The organism is Isoptericola sp. Y541 (assembly GCF_059445465.1).
Map to the genome: position 1 here is coordinate 1 of NZ_JCAIUJ010000004.1, position 21,554 is coordinate 21,554.

Annotated in this window: 21 protein-coding genes and 2 tRNA genes; 9 read left to right on the forward strand and 14 right to left on the reverse strand. The window is 72.5% G+C overall.

The features are described 5' to 3' along the window. Positions 1-203 precede the first annotated feature (203 nt). Together AC1C2V_RS10230 and def are read right to left on the reverse strand one after the other, a co-directional pair. Positions 204-704 (reverse strand): DUF3145 domain-containing protein, encoded by a 501-nt coding sequence (locus tag AC1C2V_RS10230; protein WP_495389507.1) that lies wholly within the window; start codon positions 702-704, stop codon positions 204-206. Between the two features lie 158 nt (positions 705-862). Beyond that, complete coding sequence (def, locus tag AC1C2V_RS10235; protein ID WP_495389508.1) at positions 863-1,348, reverse strand: peptide deformylase; 486 nt, start codon at positions 1,346-1,348, stop codon at positions 863-865. A gap of 81 nt (positions 1,349-1,429) precedes the next feature. Here def and AC1C2V_RS10240 point away from each other — a divergent pair, with 81 nt between their 5' ends. Continuing rightward, entirely contained in the window at positions 1,430-2,611 is a 1,182-nt protein-coding gene (locus AC1C2V_RS10240) for an acyltransferase family protein (RefSeq protein WP_495389509.1), read from the forward strand. On the opposite strand, the gene AC1C2V_RS10245 is transcribed toward AC1C2V_RS10240, so the two are convergent. After that, positions 2,575-2,952 carry a DUF488 domain-containing protein gene (locus AC1C2V_RS10245; RefSeq protein WP_495389510.1) on the reverse strand — a complete coding sequence of 126 codons (378 nt, stop codon included), beginning with the start codon at positions 2,950-2,952 and terminating at the stop codon, positions 2,575-2,577. The genes AC1C2V_RS10240 and AC1C2V_RS10245 overlap by 37 nt on opposite strands. Positions 2,953-3,026: 74 nt before the next feature. On the opposite strand from AC1C2V_RS10245, the gene AC1C2V_RS10250 reads away from it, so the two are divergent. From AC1C2V_RS10250 to AC1C2V_RS10265, 4 genes are all read left to right on the forward strand, one after another. After that, positions 3,027-3,100: transfer RNA gene (locus AC1C2V_RS10250), tRNA-Ile, on the forward strand. Between the two features lie 49 nt (positions 3,101-3,149). Further along, a complete protein-coding gene (locus AC1C2V_RS10255; protein WP_495389511.1) occupies positions 3,150-3,572 on the forward strand; it encodes a PLD nuclease N-terminal domain-containing protein in 423 nt (140 codons plus the stop codon). Positions 3,573-3,843: 271 nt separating this feature from the next. Continuing rightward, positions 3,844-4,428 carry a hypothetical protein gene (locus AC1C2V_RS10260; RefSeq protein WP_495389512.1) on the forward strand — a complete coding sequence of 195 codons (585 nt, stop codon included), beginning with the start codon at positions 3,844-3,846 and terminating at the stop codon, positions 4,426-4,428. Positions 4,429-4,481: 53 nt separating this feature from the next. Next, positions 4,482-4,554: transfer RNA gene (locus tag AC1C2V_RS10265), tRNA-Asn, on the forward strand. Between the two features lie 192 nt (positions 4,555-4,746). Here AC1C2V_RS10265 and AC1C2V_RS10270 read toward each other — a convergent pair. Continuing rightward, positions 4,747-5,211, reverse strand: coding sequence for an Ltp family lipoprotein (locus AC1C2V_RS10270; protein ID WP_495389513.1), 465 nt, complete (start codon positions 5,209-5,211; stop codon positions 4,747-4,749). A gap of 382 nt (positions 5,212-5,593) precedes the next feature. Between AC1C2V_RS10270 and AC1C2V_RS10275 the strand changes: the two genes are divergently transcribed. Continuing rightward, complete coding sequence (locus tag AC1C2V_RS10275) at positions 5,594-6,766, forward strand: Fic family protein (protein ID WP_495389514.1); 1,173 nt, start codon at positions 5,594-5,596, stop codon at positions 6,764-6,766. Positions 6,767-6,849: 83 nt separating this feature from the next. Here AC1C2V_RS10275 and AC1C2V_RS10280 read toward each other — a convergent pair whose 3' ends face one another. Continuing rightward, the gene (locus tag AC1C2V_RS10280; RefSeq protein ID WP_495389515.1) at positions 6,850-7,827 is read right to left on the reverse strand and encodes a nucleoside hydrolase; all 978 of its coding nucleotides are present in this window, start codon (positions 7,825-7,827) and stop codon (positions 6,850-6,852) included. An 83-nt stretch (positions 7,828-7,910) separates the two neighbouring features. On the opposite strand from AC1C2V_RS10280, the gene AC1C2V_RS10285 reads away from it, so the two are divergent. Then, positions 7,911-9,365 (forward strand): MDR family MFS transporter, encoded by a 1,455-nt coding sequence (locus AC1C2V_RS10285; protein ID WP_495389516.1) that lies wholly within the window; start codon positions 7,911-7,913, stop codon positions 9,363-9,365. A gap of 11 nt (positions 9,366-9,376) precedes the next feature. Here AC1C2V_RS10285 and AC1C2V_RS10290 read toward each other — a convergent pair whose 3' ends face one another. Then, complete coding sequence (locus AC1C2V_RS10290) at positions 9,377-10,567, reverse strand: FAD-dependent monooxygenase (RefSeq protein ID WP_495389517.1); 1,191 nt, start codon at positions 10,565-10,567, stop codon at positions 9,377-9,379. A 76-nt stretch (positions 10,568-10,643) separates the two neighbouring features. On the opposite strand from AC1C2V_RS10290, the gene AC1C2V_RS10295 reads away from it, so the two are divergent. Next, the gene (locus AC1C2V_RS10295; protein ID WP_495389518.1) at positions 10,644-11,276 is read left to right on the forward strand and encodes a TetR/AcrR family transcriptional regulator; all 633 of its coding nucleotides are present in this window, start codon (positions 10,644-10,646) and stop codon (positions 11,274-11,276) included. Positions 11,277-11,313: 37 nt separating this feature from the next. Here AC1C2V_RS10295 and dnaG read toward each other — a convergent pair whose 3' ends face one another. Beyond that, positions 11,314-13,272 carry a DNA primase gene (gene dnaG / locus AC1C2V_RS10300; protein ID WP_495389519.1) on the reverse strand — a complete coding sequence of 653 codons (1,959 nt, stop codon included), beginning with the start codon at positions 13,270-13,272 and terminating at the stop codon, positions 11,314-11,316. A gap of 9 nt (positions 13,273-13,281) precedes the next feature. Next, positions 13,282-14,241 carry an AraC family transcriptional regulator gene (locus AC1C2V_RS10305; protein WP_495389520.1) on the reverse strand — a complete coding sequence of 320 codons (960 nt, stop codon included), beginning with the start codon at positions 14,239-14,241 and terminating at the stop codon, positions 13,282-13,284. Between the two features lie 86 nt (positions 14,242-14,327). Here AC1C2V_RS10305 and AC1C2V_RS10310 point away from each other — a divergent pair, with 86 nt between their 5' ends. Beyond that, complete coding sequence (locus AC1C2V_RS10310) at positions 14,328-14,792, forward strand: VOC family protein (RefSeq protein WP_495389521.1); 465 nt, start codon at positions 14,328-14,330, stop codon at positions 14,790-14,792. Position 14,793: 1 nt separating this feature from the next. Here the strand turns inward: AC1C2V_RS10310 and AC1C2V_RS10315 are convergent, their stop codons facing one another. The 6 genes from AC1C2V_RS10315 to AC1C2V_RS10340 all read right to left on the reverse strand — a co-directional run bounded on the left by AC1C2V_RS10315 (position 14,794) and on the right by AC1C2V_RS10340 (position 21,465). Further along, positions 14,794-16,089, reverse strand: a complete 1,296-nt coding sequence (locus tag AC1C2V_RS10315; protein WP_495389824.1) for a deoxyguanosinetriphosphate triphosphohydrolase — start codon at positions 16,087-16,089, stop codon at positions 14,794-14,796. Between the two features lie 120 nt (positions 16,090-16,209). Continuing rightward, positions 16,210-16,968, reverse strand: a complete 759-nt coding sequence (locus AC1C2V_RS10320; RefSeq protein ID WP_495389522.1) for a metallophosphoesterase family protein — start codon at positions 16,966-16,968, stop codon at positions 16,210-16,212. 48 nt (positions 16,969-17,016) lie between these two features. Then, entirely contained in the window at positions 17,017-17,616 is a 600-nt protein-coding gene (locus AC1C2V_RS10325) for a hypothetical protein (RefSeq protein ID WP_495389523.1), read from the reverse strand. 95 nt (positions 17,617-17,711) lie between these two features. Then, a complete protein-coding gene (locus AC1C2V_RS10330; protein ID WP_495389524.1) occupies positions 17,712-18,650 on the reverse strand; it encodes a sugar ABC transporter permease in 939 nt (312 codons plus the stop codon). Further along, on the reverse strand, positions 18,650-20,227 hold the full coding sequence (locus AC1C2V_RS10335; RefSeq protein ID WP_495389525.1) for an ABC transporter permease subunit: 1,578 nt from the start codon (positions 20,225-20,227) through the stop codon (positions 18,650-18,652). Before AC1C2V_RS10335 ends, AC1C2V_RS10330 begins: the two co-directional genes overlap by 1 nt. Then, positions 20,227-21,465, reverse strand: a complete 1,239-nt coding sequence (locus AC1C2V_RS10340) for a sugar ABC transporter substrate-binding protein (RefSeq protein WP_495389526.1) — start codon at positions 21,463-21,465, stop codon at positions 20,227-20,229. Before AC1C2V_RS10340 ends, AC1C2V_RS10335 begins: the two co-directional genes overlap by 1 nt. Positions 21,466-21,554: the final 89 nt, after the last annotated feature.

Below are 21,554 nucleotides of genomic sequence, written 5' to 3' on the forward strand. Positions count from 1 at the left end.
GGGTTTCGACAGGCTCAACCGGCGTGCTGGGTTTCGACAGGCTCAACCGGCGTGCTGGGTTTCGACAGGCTCAACCGGCGTGCTGGGTTTCGACAGGCTCAACCGGCGTGCTGGGTTTCGACAGGCTCAACCGGCGTGCTGGGTTTCGACAGGCTCAACCGGCGTGCTGGGTTTCGACAGGCTCAACCGGCATTGTCGTCGGGTCAGCCGACCCGGTGCAGCCAGCGCACGGGGGCGCCGGCCCCGGCGTACCGGAACGGTTCGAGCTCGTCGTCCCAGGCCGTGCCGAGGGCGAGATCGAGCGCGTCGCGGACGGCGCGCGGGTCGTGCGCGGACTCCAGCGCGGCGCGCACGCGGTCCTCGGGCACGACGACGTTCCCGTGCACGTCGGTCATGGCGTGGAAGATGCCGAGGTCAGGTGTGTGCGACCAGCGGGCGCCGTCGGCGCCGTGGCTCGCGTCCTCCGTCACCTCGAAGCGCAGGTGGTCCCAGCCCCGCAGGGCAGAAGCCAGCCGGGCACCCGTCCCCTGGGCGCCCTGCCACGAGTACTCCGCGCGGTAAAGACCGCGCGACGCCGGCTGGGGTGTCCAGTCCAGCGACACGCGGCTGTCGAGCACGTTGCCCGCCGCCCACTCGAGGTGAGGGCACAGTGCTCGGGGTGCCGAGTGCACGAACAGCACACCGCAGGTGATCGCGCCAGCCATGTTGTCCTCCCTGGTTCCGAGGTCCGTCTTCCCCTACGTCCTCGAACCGGTAGGCCTGCTGGTCGCTGCACTCCGACGGTGTGTCGTCTTGACACATCCTGCCCGATGACGGGCTGCCGTGCGAGAGGAAGCGCGGACTTGAGCAGCCCTTGAGGGACTCAGAGCCGCTCGCGCAGCTCGCGCATCGCCTTCTTGCGCGCGCCGCGCTCGAGGCGATCGAGATAGAGCTTGCCGTCCAGGTGGTCGCACTCGTGCTGGAGGCAGCGCGCCAGGAGCCCGGTGCCCTCCACGACCACCTCGGCGCCGTCGAGGTCCGTGCCGACCACGCGGGCGTACCAGGCGCGCGTCGTCGGGTACCACAACCCCGGGACGGAGAGGCAGCCCTCGTCGTCGTCCTGCGTCTCCTCGGAGAGCTCCACGATCCGCGGGTTGAGCACGTAGCCGATCTCGTCCTCGACGTTCCAGGAGAACGCGCGCAGGCTGACACCGATCTGGTTGGCCGCTAGCCCCGCCCGGCCGTCGGCGTCGACCGTCTCGACGAGGTCCTCCACGAGGGACCGGACGCGGTCGTCGACAGCAGTGATCTCGTCGCACGGTGTGCGCAGCACAGGGTCGGGCAGCACCCGGATCTCTCGCATCGCCATGCGGCGCATTCTCCCACGTCGCGGACGCCTGACAGCGCCGATTATCACGGTTTGATAACGTGCGGGGCGATGCTTCAACGGATGACTGAGTCAATCACACCACTCGCCCCCGGCACCGGGACGACGCCCGCACCCACGACGCCGCGGCCCCGGCTGGCCGCGCTCGACGGGCTCCGCTTCCTGGCCGCGATGGCGGTGCTCGCCTACCACTACGTCGCCGTCAACCACCACGCCTGGGGTCCGCGGACGGACGTGTCGTTCCCGAACCTGCAGCCGCTGGTGGCGTACGGGTCTTTCGGCGTGCAGCTGTTCTTCGTGATCAGCGGGTTCGTCATCCTGATGTCCGCCTGGGGGCGCGACGTGCGCTCGTTCACGGCGTCCCGCGTGGGAAGGCTGTTCCCCGCCTACTGGTTCTCCGTGGCCGCCGTCGTCGCGCTGCTCGTGCTGGTGAACCCCGGACGCAAGACCGTCGGGCTCGCCGAGACGGCCGCGAACCTCACGATGGTGCAGCGCGCCTTCGGGGTGCAGGACATCGAGCCCGTGTACTGGACCCTCTGGACCGAGCTCCGGTTCTACGTGCTCATGGCCGTGCTGCTCGCGGTCGGCATGACCCGCAATCGGCTCATCGCGTTCGCCGCGGTCTGGCCGGTCCTGGCGGCGATCGCCGTGCGGAGCGACAGCGACCTATGGTCCACCGTGCTGGTGGGCAGCGACGCCCCGCTGTTCGCCGGCGGGATGATGCTCTTCCTGCTCACCAAGGAGCGACGCTCCCTCGTCCTGTGGCTGGTGCTCGGGCTCAACGTCGCCCTTGCCGGCGTCGTCTCCGGCCGCTCCCAGTCGCTGCGGATCGCGAACAGCACCGACATCACCGTGGGGCCGGAGACGTACTGGGTCGCGATCGTCGTCTGCTTCGCCCTCGTCGCCGCCGTCGCACTCACCCGGCTCGACCGACTGTCGTGGAAGTGGCTGACCGTGGTCGGTGCGCTCACCTATCCCCTGTACCTGCTGCACTCGTCGTGGGGAGAGTGGCTCATCGGTGCGGCCAGCCCGCACCTGCCCGTCGCCGTGACGTTCGTGCTCGTCACCGCCGCGATGCTTGCCGTCGCCTACCTTGTGCACCGCTTCGTGGAGCGGCCGCTGGGGCCACGACTACGCCGGGCGGTGGCACGCGACCTGGAGCGCACGGGTCGCGTGCTCGGCCGTTCGAGTCGGGACGCCCTGCCGGCTCAGGCGCGCGAGCCCGAGTCCGTCTCCTCGAGGTAGTCCCGCAGGACGTCGCGCAGCACGAGCGCCTGGTTGTGCTCCGTGTCTCGCGCGGAGTACAGGAGGGTCAGCCGGGAGTCGCCCGCGCCCAGGGCGGCGACCTCCGCCACGGCCGGGTTGCCGTCCAGCTCCGCCCGGTACCGGCGCTCGAACTCGGCGAAGCGCTCCGGCTCGTGGTGGAACCAGGTCCGCAGGTCGGACGACGGCGCGAGGTCCTTGCGCCACGCGTCCAGGTGCGCGTCCTCCTTCGACACCCCCCGCGGCCACAGCCGATCCACGAGCACCCGCGCGCCGTCGTCGGGCCCGGGTGGTTCGTACACGCGCTTGACGTCGACGGTCACCACCCCATGACACCGCGCCGCCGGCCGGGATGCACGCGCTGCGCGGGGGCGTCGGGCCGATATGCTCGCCGCGCGCCCCGTTAGCTCAGCTGGTCAGAGCAGGAGACTCATAATCTCTCGGTCGTGGGTTCAAGTCCCACACGGGGCACCCGTGACGGCTGCGGCACGCGAGGCGGCCGAGCCGCTACGCTCCCGCCATGCTCCGCGTGCTGCCGATGCTGGCCTACCTCGCGCTCGTCGTCTACGCGCTCGTCGACGTCGTCCAGTCCGACGAGGAGGACGGCGGCGGCATCCAGAAGGGCTTCTGGATCCTGCTCATCGTGTTCCTGCCGTTCGCGGGCTCGATCGCGTGGCTCGTCGTGAGCCGGCGCGCCCGCGCGGGTCGCCGCGCATCGCCCCGGACCGGCTTCCCCGCCCAGTATCCCGGGCGCCGTCGCACGTGGGAGCAAGACGACGTCCCTGACCACCCGGACGACGATCCCGAGATGCGCTGGCTGCTGGAGCAGGCCCGACGCCAGCGCGAGAAGCAGAGCGGGTCGGGTTCGTCGACGGGCAGCGAAGCACCTCAGCCTCAGCCTCGGTCGACGACGGACAAGGACCAGGACCCGGCCACGTCCTGAACCCGGGCCTCACTGCTCGATGCCTGGCCGGAATCCCCGAACGTCAGCCACGCCAGCACCCCGAGACCGGTGAGGAGCAGAGCGCCGACCGGGCCACGACCAGGGCAGCACCAGGGCAGCGACGGCGGTGGCCGCCAGCCCCGCGCACAGGCCGGTCAGCACCGGGGACGCGGTCGTGCCCACGTCCGGGCTGAGCGCGGCGCCCCACGCCGCGGTGGCGAGGACCGGACCGATCGCGCCCCCTGTGCGCCACCTCGGGTGTCATGGACACATGATGACCGACACCGCCGCGTCCCGGCGCGCCGCGTCGATGTTGTGGGCATCTCGGTACGGTGACGCCATGTTGTTTCGCCGCTCTCCCCTGCCCGACGACGTGCGCCGCGCGCTTCCCCTCGCCCGCGGGGAGCGCGTGCTCGCGCCCGCCGAGCTCGCCGACGGCCGGTGGGCCGTGGCCACGACCGCCCGGCTCGTCGTCGTCGGGCCTGACCCGCAGGACGTCGTCGTGCGGCGCCCGTGGTGCGACGTGGACCGCGGCGTGTTCGACCCCGAGCGGTCCGAGCTCGTCGTCACGTGGGTGGACGCCGTGCCCGACACGGTGCTGCGCCTCGTGGACGCCGAGCGCACCCCGTTCCCCCTGACCCTGCGGGAGCGCGTGGAGTGGTCGGTGGTGCTCGCCGAGACGGTGAGCGTCCCCGGCGGCGGCGACGTCAAGGTCGCCGTGCGGCGCTCCGCCGACGGCGGCCTGTTCTCCCAGGCCCTGGCCGGACCGGGCGTCGACCTCGCCCGGCCGGACGTCGCCCGAGTGGTGGACGCCACGGAGTCCAGGGTGCGGGGAGCGTCCGGCCTACCCCTGTGAGCCTGGTAATGTTCCTTCCGATCCGAAAGCCGCACGGCCGGGTGATCATGCGATCCCGCGTAGCTCAGCTGGCAGAGCATCCGACTGTTAATCGGACGGTCGTTGGTTCAAGTCCAACCGCGGGAGCAGGTACAAGAAATGGCCCGCCACCTAGAAATCTAGGGGCGGGCCGTTTCTCTTTCCATAGGTCGATTCAGGGACCCCCGTAACCATTCGAGCAGCGACCGCTCAACGTGTTCGGCCTGGGGCAGACAGGCCCCGCCCCGAACGACGAGGACCCGCCTCCGCCGGGCCGGCTGACATGAGGACAGCGCCTAGTCAGAGACCGACCGAGTCGGCGCCGTGCTCGGCCTGCTTGGTCGTGAACCCGTCGAACTCGAGCTGCTCGATCAGCCCCGAACGGGAGAACGCCTGGGTGTCCATGTAGTTCTTCGCGCTGATCTCGGCCTGCTCGTTCCAGTCGGCGTCGACATGCCTGACGGCGTACTTCGCGTCCGCCTCGTCGAAGCCCTCACCCTGGACCAGCTGGTCGACGAGACCCTTCTTCGAGAACCCACCCATCTCAAGGTAGGTCTGTGCGCTCGCTACCGCGTTCGCCTGCGCGACGGTCCCGCCGTCCTCGCCTGGCGGCGACTCCTCCGCCGCAGGTTCCTCGGAGGTCGTCGCCTCGGCCGCCGGCGGCGCCTCCCCGCCGTCATCCGCCGCACCGCAGCCTGCGAACAGCACCGCTGCCGCGGAGAACGTGACCGCCGCCGTGCGCGGCCGCACCCGTGCCCGAACCATCACTCCACCCCCGTAGTCGCTGGATCAGTCCTTCGGATCGTGGCATTGACCCCGCGGCGCCGCCTCCTGGCGAACGTCGCAGGACCTCGCGTCAGCCACGCGCCGGGACGTACACCCGCAGCGCGGGACGGCGTAGACACCGAGGGCGCCGGGCACCAGCGCGGCGTTTCGCACGACGTTCTGCACCTGCTTGGACAGGACCGGCGCGAGCTGAAGATCAGCGGCTTGAACACCAGCTGTGTGGAGAGGGTGGCCCTCTCGCTCCGGAGCACAGTGAGACCCCCGCCTCACATGTGATCCCACTGGAAGCTTCCCCGTTCGAGCGCACAGTTAAGGCTAGGTTGCTAGTCTTCACTGTAGGAACCTCAGAGGAAGGCCTGACGTGGCTCGCTACTTCCCCGGTCAAGTCCCCGTCGGGCTGGACGAGCGGATGGCACCCCTCCTCGATGCCGACGCGATGGAGTCCATCACCGACATCTCGGTCGCCGTCGCCCGCATCGCCCAGAGACTGCGAGACCGACCGCAGCCGATCCTCTACTCCACGCTGGTGCGCTCAGAGTCGATCTCATCCTCCTGGGTCGAGGGCCTGCGCGAGACCCCACGCAACATCATGGTTGCCCAGTTGAAGGACCGTGATCCCGGACTGGAGGGCTACCAGTTCGAGCATATGGACACAGCCCAAGCCATCCTCGGCAACCTCGACTCCATTCGTCACGGCGTCGAGTCGCTGCGCGCACCGTGGGACGACCAGCCCATCCACGACATCCACCGCACCATCGCTCCGAACGTCCATGACGGCGGGTACCGCGACGTCGACGTGCAGATCGGCGGCTCATCAAAACTGACGGCCGCGTACGTCGCTCCCCCTGCCCACAAGGTGCCCGCGCTGATGGCCAACCTGGTGGACTACGCGAACCGCAGCCCCGACAGCCCGCTCATCAAGGCGGCGCTGATCCACGCCCAGTTCGAGACCATCCACCCGTACGAGGACGGTAACGGTCGCACCGGCCGCGTCCTGGTACACGGCTACCTCGCCCGCGCTGGAGCTCTCGACCAGGGCGTCCTGCCGCTGTCCGTGGTCCTGCGACGCGACACCGACGAGTACGTGCGGCGACTGACGGAGTTCCGGCACGGCGACCCTGCCACCAGGCCTGAGGCCGTCAGTCAGTTCGTCGCCTACTTCGCCGACGTCCTGGCCGGCTCCTGCGAGGAGACCGAGCGCGTGATGCAAGAGTCGGCCGAGGTGCAGGACGACTGGAACGAGCGCGTGTCCCGCTTCCGCTCCGACTCGAAGGTGCACGACGCCCTCCGCGTCCTGGCGGAACAGCCCGTCGTCACGGCCCGTTACCTTCAGCAGGCATTGGGCGTCTCCCGAGTCACGGCGCGGAAGGTCATCGACAATCTCGTCGAGGTCCAGGTGCTGGAGCCGTCGGGCGGACGGTTCCGGCGCTCCGAGGTGTATCAGGCCCCGCTACTGCTGCGAATGATGGACCGCCTGGTGCCGGGCATCCAGCCGACGACGCTGCCGAAGCCTCGACCCGCACGTCGGCCATGAGGTCCGGCGAGCGGCCCGCGCAGCGGACCGCAGCGACCTGACCGTGGTGCGTGCGCCCGCGGGGCAGGAGCCTCGTCGTCCGGTCAGAGCGTGAGCAGCCGCTCGACCAGGTGCGGAGCTAGCGGTGCGTCGGTCGCGAGGACGACGCGCGTGCGGGCGCCGGGCTGGTCGGGGTAGCCCGAGTACATGCCGCGCAGGTCGCAGAGCGTCTGCCCGCGGCCGGGGCCGCGCGAGTCGTCGACGGACACGTGCACGCGCGGCGCGAGCGTTGGCGCCACGCCGCCGACCGCGATCGCGGCGGCGAGCGGGTCGTGGAGCGCGGAGCAGCGGCGGCCGAAGGTCGGGACGTGGAAGTCGAAGTACAGGTCCAGGACCTCGCCGAGCCACGGCGCCACCGCGGTGCCCGCCTCGAGCAGCGTCTTGCGGTCGGTCTCCTCGAGCAGGTTCGCCATCGTCACGTCGAGCGGCACGAGGGTGACGTCCCAGTCGGCGGCGAGCACGAGGGCCGCCGCTTCGGGGTCGTTCGCGATGTTCGCCTCGGCGACGGGCGAGACGTTGCCGGGGTGCAGGGCGGCGCCGCCCATGATGGTCAGGTCGCGCACCCGGCCTGGCAGCGTCGGGTCCTCGCGGAGCGCGAGGGCCAGGTTGGTGAGCGGGCCGACGGCCACGACCCGCAGCGCCCCGGCGTGCTCGTGGGACAGCCGGAGCAGCAGCTCCACCGCCGGCTCCCCCACGGGCGCACGACCCGACGGCGGGAGCACGACGTCGCCGACGCCGTTGCGGCCGTGGACGCCCGGCGCCCCGCCGGCAAAGGCGCCCGCCAGCGGGTCGTGCGCGCCGACGGCGACCGGCACGTCGCCGCGGCCCGCGAGCGCCAGCAGGTCGAGGGTGTTGACGGCGCCCTGCCGGGCGTCGATGTTGCCGCTGACGCTGCCCGCGCCGACGAGGTCGACCTCCGGCGAGGCGAGCAGGTAGGCGAGGGCGAGCGAGTCGTCGACCCCGGTGTCGCAGTCGAGGTAGAGCGGGGCGGCGAACGGTACAGACGGAGCAGGCAGGGTCACGGAAAGTCCTTCGATGTCGTGGGAGCGAGGACAAGTCTCCCCCACCGGGAATACCTGCCTTGGGCGCCCGACTTGTTCCTCACGTGCCCACGACCGCTCGTGTCTCCGTCGGGCTGCGCTCCGAGCGCGGCCCGATCCTCCTGTCCCTCATGCTCGCGACGGCGCTCGTCGCGCTCGACGCGACGATCATCGCCACGGCGTCGGCGACCATCGCCAGCGAGCTCGGCGGCTTCGAGCAGCTGCCCTGGCTCTTCTCCACGTACCTGCTGGCCCAGGCGGTGAGCACCCCCGTCTTCGGGCGCCTGGCGGACGTGCTGGGCCGCAAGCGGCTGATGCTCGCCGGCGTGGGCCTGTTCTTCCTCGGTTCGATGCTCTGCGGCGTCGCCCCGACCATGGAGATCCTCATCGTGGGGCGCGTGCTGCAGGGCCTCGGCGCCGGCGCCGTGATGCCCGTGTCCATGACGATCGCCGCGGACATCTACACGCTCGAGGAGCGCGCGAAGACCCAGGGCTACCTGGCGTCCGTGTGGGCCATCTCGGCCGTCGTCGGCCCCACCCTGGGCGGCGTGTTCTCCGAGTTCACGAGCTGGCGGTGGATCTTCCTCGTGAACATCCCCCTGTGCGCAATCGCGGCCTGGATGCTGGCGCGCCGCTACCACGAGCCGGCGCGCAACGGCGCCCGCGAGCCGATCGACTACGTCGGGGCCGCGCTCCTCGCGGCGGGCAGCACCATGCTGCTGCTGGGCCTGCTCGAGGGCGGCACCCGGTGGGCGTGGGGGTCGCTCGCCTCCGTCGCGATCTTCGCGGTCGCGGTGCTCCTGCTCGTGGCCTTCGCCGTCCACGGGCGGCGCACGCGGCACCCCATCGTCGACCTCGCCATCCTGCGGCGCCGCGTCGTCGGGGTCTCCACCGCGGTCTCCCTGCTCGTGGGCGTGGTCGTGCTCAGCCTGTCCACCTACGTGCCGATCTACGCCCAGGGCGTGCTCGGCACGGGCCCGCTCGTGGCGGGCTTCGCCCTCGCCGCGATGACCGTGGGCTGGCCCCTGTCGGCGTCGAACGCCGGACACCTCTACCTGCGGATCGGCTTCCGGCTCACCGCCGTCATCGGCACCTCGCTCGTGGTGGTCGGCACCGCGCTCACGCTGCTGCTCGGCGACGCGACGCCCGTGCTCGCCGTCGCGGGCGCATGCTTCGTCATCGGGGCGGGCATGGGCCTCACCGCCGTCCCCACCCTCATCGCCGCGCAGTCCCAGGCGTCGTTCACCGAGCGCGGCGCCGTGACCGGCACCAACATGTTCGCACGCTCCCTCGGGTCGGCCGTCGGCGTGGCGGTGTGCGGCGCGATCGTCAACGCTCGCACCACCCTCGGCCCGGACGGCACCCCTACCGGTGCGGGCCTGATGCCGGCGCTGCACCTCGTCTTCATGCTGCTCGTCTGCGTCGCGGCGGTGCTGGTGGTGCTTGCCGCGCTGATGCCCGCCGACCGGCAGGCCGCGCAGGAGCGTCGCGCGAGCATGCAGGAGGCCGCGGAGTCCTGACCCGGCGCGCATCAGGGCAGCGCCGGCGGGGTCCAGCCCATCACGCCCTTCACTCCCCCGCTCACGGCCGCCGCGGGCAAGGCCCGCATCAGGGCGTTGCGCAGCCCCTGCCACCGCGGCCCCAGGTGCGAGCCGAAGCGGCCGCTGGCCACCGACGCGCGGGCGAGCGCACGGCACCGAGGGCGCCGCACGGAGTCGAAGGCGGCGAGCGCCTCGCCGAGCGACGAGCCCGCGGCCATGCCGCCCGCGACGATACGGCCCACGCACACGCCGTCCTCCAGGGCGGTCGCCGCCCCCTGACCCATCGTGGGCAGCGTGGCGTGCGCCGCGTCGCCCACCATGACCACGCGGCCGCGCGCGTAGCGCGACAGCCCGCCGGGCAGGTGGTGCACGTCGTGCCGCATCACGGCGCTCGGCGGGGTCTGCGCCAGCAGCTCCTGCACCGGGCCCGCCCAGCCGGCGAACCGCTCGCGCGCGGCGCCGAGCTCGTCGTCCAGGCGGGTGCGCTCCGGCATCCGGACGTAGCCGTACCAGTAGGTCTCCCGCGCGCCCACCGGCATGATGCCGAACTCGGCGTGCGCACCCCAGTACTGCACGAGCCCGGGGTCGGCCGCCTGCTGCGGCACGATCGCCCGCCAGCTCGAGTAGCCGCTGTACGCGATCTCGCGGCCGGGGAAGACCGCCACCCGGACGGCACTGCGCACCCCGTCGGCCCCGACGACGAGCTCCGCCGCACGCTCGTGAGCCCGGCCGTCCCGGCCCGCGTGGCGCACGACGGCGGGCGCGCCGTCTGGGTCGCCCGCGTCGAGGAACGTCACGCGGGCGTCGGTGACGACCTCGACCCCCAGGTCGCGGGCGCGGGCCAGCAGCGCAGCGTGCACGCGCGCACGGTGGACGCCGCGCAGCACGGTCATCGTGCGTTCGCCCGGGTCGTCCGGGAGCCGCATGATCGGGCGGCCGCTGGCGTCAAGCGTTCCGGTGGCCCACGTCTGCGGCCCGAGCGCGGCGACGGCGGCGCCGTCGATCCCCAGCCCGGCCAGGGACGCCACCGCGTTGGGGGTGAGCGCCACCCCGGCACCGACCTCGCCGAGCTCGTGCGCCCGCTCCAGCACCGCCGTCCGCCATCCCGCCTCCGCGAGGGAGACGGCCGACGCGAGACCTCCGATGCCGCCGCCGACCACGATCGCCGTGTGTGTCGCCATGCCGAACCTCCGCGAGCCGAGAGCCAACCCGATACCACTACGTGCGTAGTGATATTCATCTTGCCATACTGACCGCGTGCCCCGGACCAACCCCGAACGACGCCGCGACCTGACCGACGCCGCGATCACGCTGCTGGTGGACGAGGGCGTGCACGGGCTGACGCACCGGGCGGCCGAGCGCGCGGCGGGGCTCCCGGCGGGCACGGCCGCGAACTACTTCCGCAGCCGCGAGGAGCTGCTCGTCTCCGTCGCCACGAGGATCGTCGAGCTGCACCTCGCCGACGCACGGCAGGCGACCGAGGCATCCGTCGCGGCGTCGCCGGTGGGTCTCGACAGGCTCGACCGACGAACAGCGCGCGACCAAGCCCTCACGCTCGACCGCATGACCGACCTCATCGCCGCGTCGCTGCTCGACGCCGCCACGCGGCACCGCGACCGCTACCTCGCGATCGCGGAGCTCCAGCTCGAGGCGCGCCGCCGTCCCGCGCTCGCCGCCGCCCTCGCCGGGCTGGCGACGCAGGCCTCCGACCTCACGGCGGTGATGCACGCCGACACCGGGCTCGACGTCGACCCGGCGGCCGTGCCCACGCTCGTGCTCCTGTACGGCGGGGCGCTGCTCACGCTGGTCACGGGGCACGTCGACGTCGACGCGGAGACCACCCGGCGCCTGGCCCGCGCCATGGTGCACGGGACGCTCGGACCCCGCTGATCGCGGCCCTGCGGGCGCCGGCCACGGTCGTGGGTCGTCAGCCCTCGCGCAGGGCGCGGCGCTGCTGCTCGATGGCGAGCAGGTCCGTGAAGGCCTGCTGGAAGGCGGCCGGGTCCTTCTCCTGGTCCAGGCGCTGCAGCCGGCTCCTCGCATCCGCGATGCGCCGGGTGAGGCCCAGGTCCACCAGGGCCCGCACGACGTCCGCCACGTACGCCCCGATGGCATCCTCGCGGTCCTCCGGCACGGGCGCGACCGCCAGCTCGGTCACCAGCGGCGCCACCGTCTCGGGCGCCTGCTCCGCGACGGCCTCGACCCATCGGCCGCCGCCGAGCTCGCGGCCCGTCGCGACGCCGCCCGCGGCGCGCACGGCGTCGTGCACGGCCCGCCACGCCGGGACCCCGAACGCGACATCACCGAGCTCGTCGAACGACGCGGGCACGTGCTGCGGGTACTGCAGCACAACGACCAACGCCTGGCGCTCCAGGCGGGCGACCGGGTCCCGCGGGTCGGGGGTGGCCAGCACGGGCACCCCCGGCGCACCGGCGTCAGCGTCCGGTCGGGCGTCCGACCGGACGTCCCGCTGGCCCCTCCGCTGGTCACCACCCTGCGCGCGCGCCGGCGCCGTGGCGGCGCGCGCCACCTCCCGGCGCACGTCCTCGGTGTCGATCCCGATCCAACGGGCGAGCGAGCGCGCGTAGCCGAGCTGCATCGACCGGTCGCGGATGCCGGCGACGAGTGGAGCCGCGGCGCGCAGGGCGCCGACCCTGCCCTCGACGGTGTCGAGGTCGTAGGAGTCCAGCGTGGTGCGGATGACGAACTCGAACAGCGGCTGTCGGCCGTCCACCAGCGCGCGGACCGCCTCGGGGCCGCGGGCCATGCGCAGCTCGCACGGGTCCATGCCGCCGGGCTCGACGGCCACGAAGGTCTGGGCGTGAAAGCGCTGGTCCTCCCCGAAGGCGCGCACCGCCGCCTTCTGCCCGGCCGCGTCGCCGTCGAACGTGAAGATCACCTCACCGCCGAGGGACGCGCCCGAGGCGAGCTGCAGCCCGCCCCCGGCGGTCGTGTCGCCGAGCAGGCGGCGCACCACCTTGGCGTGGTCCGCGCCGAAGGCGGTGCCGCACGTCGCGACGGCCGACTCCTCGCCGGAGAGGTGCGCCGCCATGACGTCCGTGTACCCCTCGACGATGACGACCCGCTTGCCCTGCGCGATCGCCCGCTTGGCGAGGTCGATCCCGTAGAGCACCTGCGACTTCTTGTAGAGGGAGGTCTCCGGGGTGTTGAGGTACTTGGGCCCCTGGTCGTCGTCGTACAGACGCCGCGCGCCGAAGCCGATCACCGCGCCCGTGACGTCCCGGATGGGCCAGACCAGGCGCCCGCGGAACCGGTCGTAGATGCCGCGCTGCCCCTGACTGACCAGGCCCGACGCGACCAGCTCCGCCTGCGTGAACCCGCGGCCCTGCAGGTGGCGCAGCAGGGCGTCCCAGCCTGTGGGCGCGTAGCCGACACCGAAGTGCTCGGCGTCCGCGCGGTCGAAGCTGCGCTCCGCGAGGAACGCGCGACCTGCCTGGGCGCCGGGGCCGAAGAGCTGCTCGGCGTAGAACTCCGCCGCGACGCGGTGCGCCTCGATCAGCCGCTGCCGCTTTCCGGGCTCCTCACGCTTCCCGCGGTCGGCCGCGGCGCCCGTGCGCGAGTCCTCGTAGCGCAGCTGCACCCCGGCCCGGTCGGCCAGGTGCTCGACGGCATCGGTGAAGCTCATCCCGTCGATCTTCTGCACGAAGGAGATGACGTCGCCGCCCTCGCCGCAGCCGAAGCAGTGCCACCGGCCGACGCCGGGGCGCACGTGGAACGACGGGCTCCGCTCGTCGTGGAAGGGGCACAGGCCCTTGAGGGAGCCGACGCCGGCGGGCTTGAGCGTGACGTGCGCCGAGACGATCTCCTCGATCCGTGCGCGCTCGCGAACGGCCTCGACGTCCTCCCGCTTGATCAGCCCTGCCACGGGCCGAGTCTATGCGTGCCCGGCAGAGGTCAGGACGCCCGCCGACGCCGCGCCGCGCGACGTCGCACAACGCCGGGCGTAGGCAGCCGGCGGCATGCCGAGGGCCCGCGCGAAGTCGACGCTGAGGTGCGCCTGGTCGTAGTAGCCGACGGCGGCGGCGAGGTCCGCGAGCGGCCGACCCGGGTCGGCGGCGAGCAGGTCGGCCGCCAGGTGCACGCGGTGGCGCTGGAGCACCCACTTGGGGCTCACCCCGACCCAGCCGGCGAACAACCGCTGCAGCGAGCGCGGGGTCGTGCCGGCGAGCTCGGTGAGGTCGGAGACGCCGGCGTCGGGGCCGAGCTCGCCGCCGACGACGGCGCCGAGCACCCCCGCCACGCGGGCCAGCGCGTCGGCCGAGCGCGGGGTGCGGCCCCGGGCCGCCGCCGCCCGCAGGACGGGGGTGACGGCGGCGACCGCCGCGGCGTCGTCGCCCTGCTGCACGGCGCGCACCGCGCGGCGTCCCGCCTCCTCGATGTCAGCCGGTCCCGGCTCGTCGGCCGCGGCGCCGGCCAGCACGGTGACGGCCGGCACGACCAGCCCCGCCCGCACGATGTCGGGCCGGTCGCGCAGCACACGCAGCGCGCCGGGCCGGAGCTTGGTGCCCAGCACCGCGCCGGAGCCGCGCAGCGTCCGGGTGAACAGCCCGGCCGGGATGCCGTGCACGGCGAAGCCGCCCGCCTCGGCCACGACGTTCGCATGCGGGTGCGGGATGACGACCTGCGTGAACTCGGCGCCCGGCGCCAGGTCCCACCGCACCACCCAGTGCCGCTCGACGAGGTCCGCGAGGTCGGGCGCCGGGTCCAGCCGCACGAGGTCGAACCCGCCGCGGGCCGCGGCAGGGTCGACGATCCCACGGGTCGACGCGGTCGACGCGGTCGACGCGGTCGACGCGGTCGACGCGGTGGGTGCGGGCTCGAACACCTGTCGCATTCCTCCAAGACTGCCGCAGTGCACCGACACGAGCATGGTGAGCGCGCCCGGACGCACCGCGCCACACGACCCAGGAGGAGAGACCCATGGACCTGTCCGACATGTCCCCGCTGCACCCGAACCTCACCGTCACCGACCCGCGCGCCGCGATCGACTTCTACGTCGCGGGACTCGGGGCCGAGGTGATCGACACCATCACCGCGGGCGACGCGATCATCCACTCGGACCTGCGGATCGTCACCGACCGGGGGACGTCCACCTTCACGGTGGCCGCGTCCTTCCCTGCGGAGGGCGCCGTGGCCCCGGGGGCGGACGGCGCGACCACCGGCTCGTTCACCCTGTACGTGGACGACGCCGACGCCGCGCACGCCCGCGCGGTCGCGGCCGGCGCCAAGAGCACGCAGGAGCCCGGCGACTGGTTCCCGGGCTTCCGGCAGGCGGCCGTGCGCTGCCCGGCGGGGCACCGGTGGTTCTTCGCGCAAGTGGCCGACGACGTCACCCCGGCGGACGTCCAGCGCGCCAGCGACGCGTGGATGGCCCAGCAGGCCTGAGCTAGCGGGCCTTCCGCACCAGCCGTGCGTGGAGCTGCGTGGCGGACACGTCGGTGAGCGACGCCACCTGGTCGACGACGACGCGCAGCCGCGCGCCGTCGTCGGCCGCGTCGCGCCAGTCGGCCGCGAACGGCGCCTCGAGCGCGTCCGGGCCCCGGTCGAGCAGCGCCTCGACGAGCTCCGCGATGAGCTCGCGCTGCTCGCCGTACACCGGCTCCGCCTCGCGCGGCGCCATCACGTACGCAACCGCGACGCCCTTGAGCGCCAGGATCTCGTCGGCCGTCTCGGGCGGCACCACGAGCCGCGCCGCGTACCGGGTCAGGGGGCCGTCGCCGAAGACCTCGCGCGTCGCGGCCTGCGCCGACCCGCTGAACCGGCCGATGAGCTGGCTGGTGGCGTCCTTGAGCCGCGCGAGGGCGCGGCGCGAACCGTCGAAATCGGTGACGAGGTAGCCGGTGTCGCGCAGCCGCACCAGGGCGGCGTCCAGGGCGTCCGGGTCGTGCCAGTCGCCGTACCAGGAGCGCACGTGCCCGGCGACCCGCGCCCGCTCGTCCGGGTCGCCCAGCACCCGCAGGTCGAGGCGGCCGCCCACCACCGCGTCCTCGACGTCGTGCACCGAGTAGCTGATGTCGTCGGCGAGGTCCATGACCTGCGCCTCCATGCAGCGCATCCCCTGCGGCGCGCCCTCGCGCAGCCACCCGAAGACGGGTGCGTCGTCGGGGTAGACGCCGAACTTGGGCGTGGCGGCGCCGTCCGGGCGGGCCGGGCCCGCCCCGTGCGCCCACGGATACTTGACGCTCGCGTCGAGGCTCGCGCGCGTGAGGTTGAGCCCGCGCGGCGACCCATCTTCGGCGAAGATCTTGGGCTCCAGCCGCGTGAGCAGGCGCAGCGTCTGCGCGTTGCCCTCGAAGCCACCGATCGGCTCGGCGATCTCCGCGAGCGCGCGCTCCCCGTTGTGCCCGAACGGCGGGTGGCCGAGGTCGTGCGTGAGGCACGCGGTGTCCACGAGGTCGGGGTCGCAGCCGAGCGCGCGACCCATCTCGCGGCCCACCTGCGCCACCTCGAGCGAGTGGGTGAGGCGGGTGCGCACGAAGTCGTCGCTGCCGGGCCCGAGCACCTGCGTCTTGGCGCCGAGCCGGCGCAACCCGGAGGAGTGCACCACCCGAGCCCGGTCCCGCTCGAACGGCGTGCGGAATTTGGACTTGGGCGGCTCGGCGAACCAGCGCTGCACGTCGTGGTCGGTGTAGGAGGGCGTGCCCTCCTCGCCCGGCGCGGGGCGCGGGTACGTCCCGACCACGGTCGGGTCGAATGCGCCCTGCTCGAACGTCTGCACGGGGTGCAGCCTAGCGAGCGCCACCCATGCCCGACCGTGCACGACCGGCGACGGGCTGGATCACGGCATAGGTCACGGCATCGATCAGGGTGCGGGGACCACGCGCCCCCGGTAGACGGCGGTCCGCAGCTCCCGCTCCCACTCGGCGAAGCAGGGCATGCCGAGGTCCCTGGCTGCGGCGAGCTCGGCCTCCACGTCGTACGGCACGCGCACGTGCTGGATCGAGAACGGCGCCGGTTCCTCGCCGTCCGGAACGCCCTCGAGGATCGCGTAGGCCGGCGTCGGCTCGTCCAACGGGTTGCCGACGCTGCCGGTGTTGAACAGCGTGCGGCCCTGGTACGTCTCGACGTACGCGTCGTGCACGTCGCCGTACCCGACGACGGTCGGCTCCGGGCCCGACCCGGTGAGCTCCGTCGTCGCGAACATGCCCGCGAACTCCTCGGGCGTGTGGTGGAAGTGCACGCGCGTGTGCACGCTCGCCGCCGAGGCGTGGAACAGCCGGACCCGCCGACCCGAGAGCACCAGGTCGTAGCTGAGCGGCTTCGAGGCGAGCCACGCCAGCTGGTCGGGACGCAGCTCGTCGCGCCACCAGACCATCTCGGCCGAGCCGTCGTCGGGGATCTGCGCCAGGAAGTCGTCCCAGTTGCCCCGCACGTCCGCCTCGCACACCTCGGCGAGCCGGTCCACGACGGCGCTCCCCCGCGGCCCCTTGCCGGCGTCGTCGCCGAGGTTGATCACGCGCGCGATCCCCCGGGCCACGACGTCGGCGAGCACCGCCTCGAGCGCGCCGAGGTTACCGTGCACGTCGGAGAGCACGGCGATGCGTTCCAGGTTGCGAGCCACGACTCCGATGCTTCCACAGCCGAAGGTCGGCCAGGCCGACACGGCGGCTCAGCGGCGGCGGCGCCCGATCGCCCACCCGGCGGCGAGCGCGATCGCGATCCCGACGGCCTGTCCGCCGAGGATCACCTTGTTGAGGTCCAGCACGGGCTTCCAGAAGGTGCCCTCGGCCGAGACCACGAAGACGCCCAGCGGCTTGACGCGCAGGCCGTAGCCCCCGCCACCGCCGCCGCCCTCGCCCTGCCCCTCGCCGTGGGCCTCGCCCTGCGCCTCGCCCTTGGCGTCGCCCGTCGCATCGCCGTGCGCGGAGCCCGGGGCGCCCTTGTCGGCGGGAGCGTCCGCCCCGGCGTCGCCGGAGCCCTCGTCGGTCGCCGCGGTGCCGATCCGGAACGACCGACGCCACCCGGTCCCGTCCCCCGTGCCCCGCCCGGACCCGCTGCCCGTGCCGCTACCGGCGCCGTTGGCAGCACCGTTCCCGGCTCCGCCGGCCGCACCGGTACCGATCCCGCCCCACACCTTGGCGACGGGGACGATCAGCTGGCCTTGGTGCTCATAGGGCTCGCCGTACGCACGGCGCACGGAGAACGAGTCGTCGGCGGCGTCGGTGAGCCGCGCGAGGTCCGGGACGTAGGTGCGCGTGTCGTCGGTCATGACGCACAGGCTAGGACCCTGGTGTGACGGCCGCCACAAGGATCGCGGGTGGTCCTCGTGACGACCGTCTACCTGCCCGGGGATCGGCCCCGCGATCAGCCCTTGACGGACCCCGCGGTGAGCCCGCCCACGATGTACTTCTGCAGGAACAGGAAGAGCGCGAGCACCGGGATCGCGGACAGCACCGCCCCGGCGGCGAACAGGCCCCAGTTGGCCTCGAGAAGCGACGACACCCAGCCGTACAGCCCCACGGCCAGCGTCCAGTTCGACTCCGACTGCAGCACCACCCGCGCGACGATGAACTCGCCGAACGTGCTGATGAAGCTGAGCAGCCCCACGACGGCCAGGATCGGCGTCACCAGGCGCAGGATGATCGTCCAGTACACCTGGGCGTGCGAGGCGCCGTCGATCTTGGCCGCCTCGTCCAGCTCACGCGGGACGGTGTTGAAGAACCCGTACATGAGGAACGTGTTCACGCCCAGCGCCCCGCCCAGGTACACGCAGATCAGCGCCAGCTTCGAGTTCAGCCCGAGCGCCGGCACCACCTCGCCCAGCGAGATGAGCAGCAGGAAGATCGCGACGAACGCCAGCATCTGCGGGAACATCTGGATGATCAGCAGCGAGGTCAGCCCCAGCCGCCGGCCCGCGAACCGGAAGCGGGAGAACGCGTACGCCGCGGCCGCGCCCATGAGCACGGTGCCCACGGCCGTCGCGACGCCGATCACCAGGGTGTTGCCCATCCACGTCCAGAACTTCGTGTCCGCCAGGGCGGCGTAGTTGGCGCCGCTCACCTGCGCGAACAGGTCGTTCGACCCGGTCAATGTGCCCGACGGCGACAGCGACGCCGAGAGCACGTACACGATGGGGAAGACGGCGTAGAGCACCGCCAGCACCCCGACGACGTGCCGCCAGCCCAGCTCCCGTGCCCACCGGCCAGCGGGCATGCGATGGCGCAGCTGCTGCGGTGTGCGCGCGTCGGGGCGTGCGGTCTGCCCGGTCGGCTGTTCAGTCGGCCGTTCGGTCGGCGTCGTCATCAGCTCAGCTCCTCGAGCTTGCGGGTCTGCCGGAACGCGATCGCGGAGATGACTCCGACCACCACGAAGATCACGATGGACAGGGCGCTGGCCAGGCCGTAGTCGCGGGGCGCCGAGCCGTCCAGCCCGGAGACGTTGTAGACCATCGAGATGAGGATGTCGGTGTGCCCCAGCGGCACGGACGCGTCGTCGAACCGTGGGCCGCCGTTCGTCAACATCTTGATCAGCGTGAAGTTGTTGAAGTTGAAGGCGAAGCTCGAGATGAGCAGCGGCGCCGTGGCGACCAGCAGCAACGGCATCGTGATCGACTTCCAGGTGCGCCACTTGCCGGCGCCGTCGATCCGCGCGGCCTCGTACACGTCGCCCGGCAGCGACTGCAGGGCGCCCGTGCAGATGAGGAACATGTACGGGAAACCGAGCCACAGGTTGACGCCCAGCACCGACAGCTTGGCCAGCCAAGGGTCGGTGAGCCACGGGATAGCCGCCCCGCCCAGGAGCACCTGGTTGATCACGCCGAAGCTCTTGTTGAGCATGCCCGACCACAGCAGGGCCGCGAGGAAGCCGGGCATCGCGTACGGCAGGATCGTCAGGGTGCGGTAGACCTTGCGGCCGCGCAGGCGCGGGTCGTTGAAGACCATCGCGAGGAACATGCCCAGCGCGAAGGTCGTGACGACCGACAGCACGGCGAATGCGAACGTCCACGCGAGAATCTTGATGAACGGGCCGGCGTACCGGTCGTCGCCGAACGCCGTCGCGAAGTTCTCGAAGCCCACGGTGACGCGCCAGCCGACGGGCAGCGCCTCGCCGTCCGCAGACTCGAACTGGCCCTCGTCGTTCGGCGTGAAGACCACGCCGGTCGTCGTGTCGGTCATCGTGTCGGCGGCCTCGTCGTACTCCAGCACCGGCTGGAAGACGTAGCCCGTGCGGGCGTCCTGGGTGCGCACCGAGCCGTCGGCCGGGTCGTCCGAGACGGGCACCCGCAGCGTGGTGACCTCGTCCTGGCGCTGCAGCACCGTCGCGCGGTCCAACACCGTCCAGCCGGGCACCTCGGTGACGGCCCCGCCCGAGACCGTCGCGTCGGGCGCGGCGGCGAGCGGCTCCTCGGCGGTGCCGACCTCCACGCCCTCGTCGTCGACGACGGCGAACCCGAGGTCGCCGCCGTCCGACTCCACGACCGTCAGCGGCTCGGCGGGCGAGCCCTCGACGCGGCGCTCGTTCTGCACCAGGAGGGCGTCGATCGCCTGCTCCTTGGTGGAGTTGTGGCCGTCGCCGTAGTTGGTGAACGCGACGTAGCCGGTGTAGCCGATCACGTAGACCTGATAGACGAGCAGGAACGCCAGCCCGGGAAGGATGTACTTCAGCGGCAGGGCGCGCTTGGTGAAGTACACCCAGTTGGCGACCACGAGCAGCGCCACCATGGCCGCGAGGATCCCCCACGACCCGGCGCGCCACGCCGCGAGGACGCCGAACACCCCGAGGGCGTCCACGAGCGCGATGAGCACGAGCTTGACGGCGAAGCCGGCTCCGGAAAACGTCCCGGAGCCGGCGACGGCGCCCTTGTAGCGGGCACGCGACATCAGCCGAGCGCACCCTCGATGTCGGAGACCATCTTGTTCCAGGCCTTCACCGGGTCGTCGGCCTTGCCCGAGATGATGCTCGCCTCGGTGACGCCCCAGAAGGACCACACGGAGCCCATCTCCGGGATGGACGGCATCGGCACGGCCGACGCACCGACCTCACGGAAGCCCGCGACCAGCGGGTCCTCGGACGCCTTGTCCGCCGCCTCGAGCAGCGCCGGCGGGCGGCCGCCGGCCTCGAACAGCGCCGTCTGCGCCTCGGCGGTCGACAGGTAGTTGACGAGGAAGTCGTTGGCCACCAGCGCGTTCTCACTCTGCGCGCTGACGAAGAAGCCCTGCACCCCGACGAACGGCTGCGCGGGCTGGTCGCCCGGCGCGGGGATCGGGTCGACCGAGAGCTTCAGGTCCTTGAACTGCTCGAGCATCCACGGGCCACCGATGACGAACGGCGACTCGCCCTTGGCGAAGGCCTCGACGGCGATGTCGTAGGAGATGTCGGTGCTGAGGTTGCCCGCGTCGCCCTGCTCGCCGAGCCAGGTGGCGTAGGCCTCGCCGTTCTTGCCGCCGAGGGCGAGCTCGGGGCGGTACGAGCCGTCGTCGTTCTGCTCGAACACGGGGGCGCCGAACGACGTCTGGAACGGGTAGTACGTGTAGGGGTCGCCCTTGTCGCCGTCGGACTGGATGAGGAACGGGAACTTGGTGCCGGCCTTCTTCCCCGCGGCGACCATGTCGTCGTAGGTGGCGGGCGCCTCGGGGGCGAGCTCCGTGTTGCGGATGAGCGCGATGTTCTCGATGGCGTAGGGCAGGCCGTAGACCTGGCCGTCCTGCGTGAACGCCTGCACGGACACCGGGAGGAAGTCGTCGGCCTTGTCGCCCAGCTCGATGGGCTGCACCACGCCGTTCGCGGTGAACTCGCCGAGCCAGTCGTGCGCGCCGACGGTGATGTCGGGGCCCTCGCCCGTGGGGACCTGGGCCAGGAAGTCCGCGCGGATGTCCTCGAAGTTCTTCTGGACGATCTCGACGTCGACGCCCGACTCCTGCTCGTACGCCTCGGCGGCCGCCTGGACCGCCGCCTCGCGGGTCTCGTCGACCCACACGGTGAGCGAGCCGGACGCCGACGGCGCCGCGCTCCCCGTGTCGGAGTCGGCGGAGGATCCGCCGCTCGGCTCTCCGCTGCCGCACGCCGCCAGGGCCAGGGTGGTGGCCAGGGCCGAGGCGAGAAGGATGCTCCGTCGCATCGTGGTGTCTCCCAGCTGTCATCGGTGGACGGCCCCGCGACGGTCTTGCCGCCGGACCTTGAATGCCCACAACGTACGGACCGTTGCAG

Coding starts and splice junctions, on each gene's coding strand:
- AC1C2V_RS10255 (WP_495389511.1), top strand. CDS start 3,150: ATGCTCCGCGTGCTGCCGATGCTGGCCTACCTCGCGCTCGTCGTCTAC.
- def (WP_495389508.1), bottom strand. CDS start 1,348: ATGGCGATGCGAGAGATCCGGGTGCTGCCCGACCCTGTGCTGCGCACA.
- AC1C2V_RS10330 (WP_495389524.1), bottom strand. CDS start 18,650: ATGACGACGCCGACCGAACGGCCGACTGAACAGCCGACCGGGCAGACC.
- AC1C2V_RS10310 (WP_495389521.1), top strand. CDS start 14,328: ATGGACCTGTCCGACATGTCCCCGCTGCACCCGAACCTCACCGTCACC.
- AC1C2V_RS10270 (WP_495389513.1), bottom strand. CDS start 5,211: ATGGTTCGGGCACGGGTGCGGCCGCGCACGGCGGCGGTCACGTTCTCC.
- AC1C2V_RS10290 (WP_495389517.1), bottom strand. CDS start 10,567: ATGGCGACACACACGGCGATCGTGGTCGGCGGCGGCATCGGAGGTCTC.
- AC1C2V_RS10340 (WP_495389526.1), bottom strand. CDS start 21,465: ATGCGACGGAGCATCCTTCTCGCCTCGGCCCTGGCCACCACCCTGGCC.
- AC1C2V_RS10335 (WP_495389525.1), bottom strand. CDS start 20,227: ATGTCGCGTGCCCGCTACAAGGGCGCCGTCGCCGGCTCCGGGACGTTT.
- AC1C2V_RS10240 (WP_495389509.1), top strand. CDS start 1,430: ATGACTGAGTCAATCACACCACTCGCCCCCGGCACCGGGACGACGCCC.
- AC1C2V_RS10305 (WP_495389520.1), bottom strand. CDS start 14,241: ATGCGACAGGTGTTCGAGCCCGCACCCACCGCGTCGACCGCGTCGACC.
- AC1C2V_RS10260 (WP_495389512.1), top strand. CDS start 3,844: ATGATGACCGACACCGCCGCGTCCCGGCGCGCCGCGTCGATGTTGTGG.
- AC1C2V_RS10325 (WP_495389523.1), bottom strand. CDS start 17,616: ATGACCGACGACACGCGCACCTACGTCCCGGACCTCGCGCGGCTCACC.
- AC1C2V_RS10230 (WP_495389507.1), bottom strand. CDS start 704: ATGGCTGGCGCGATCACCTGCGGTGTGCTGTTCGTGCACTCGGCACCC.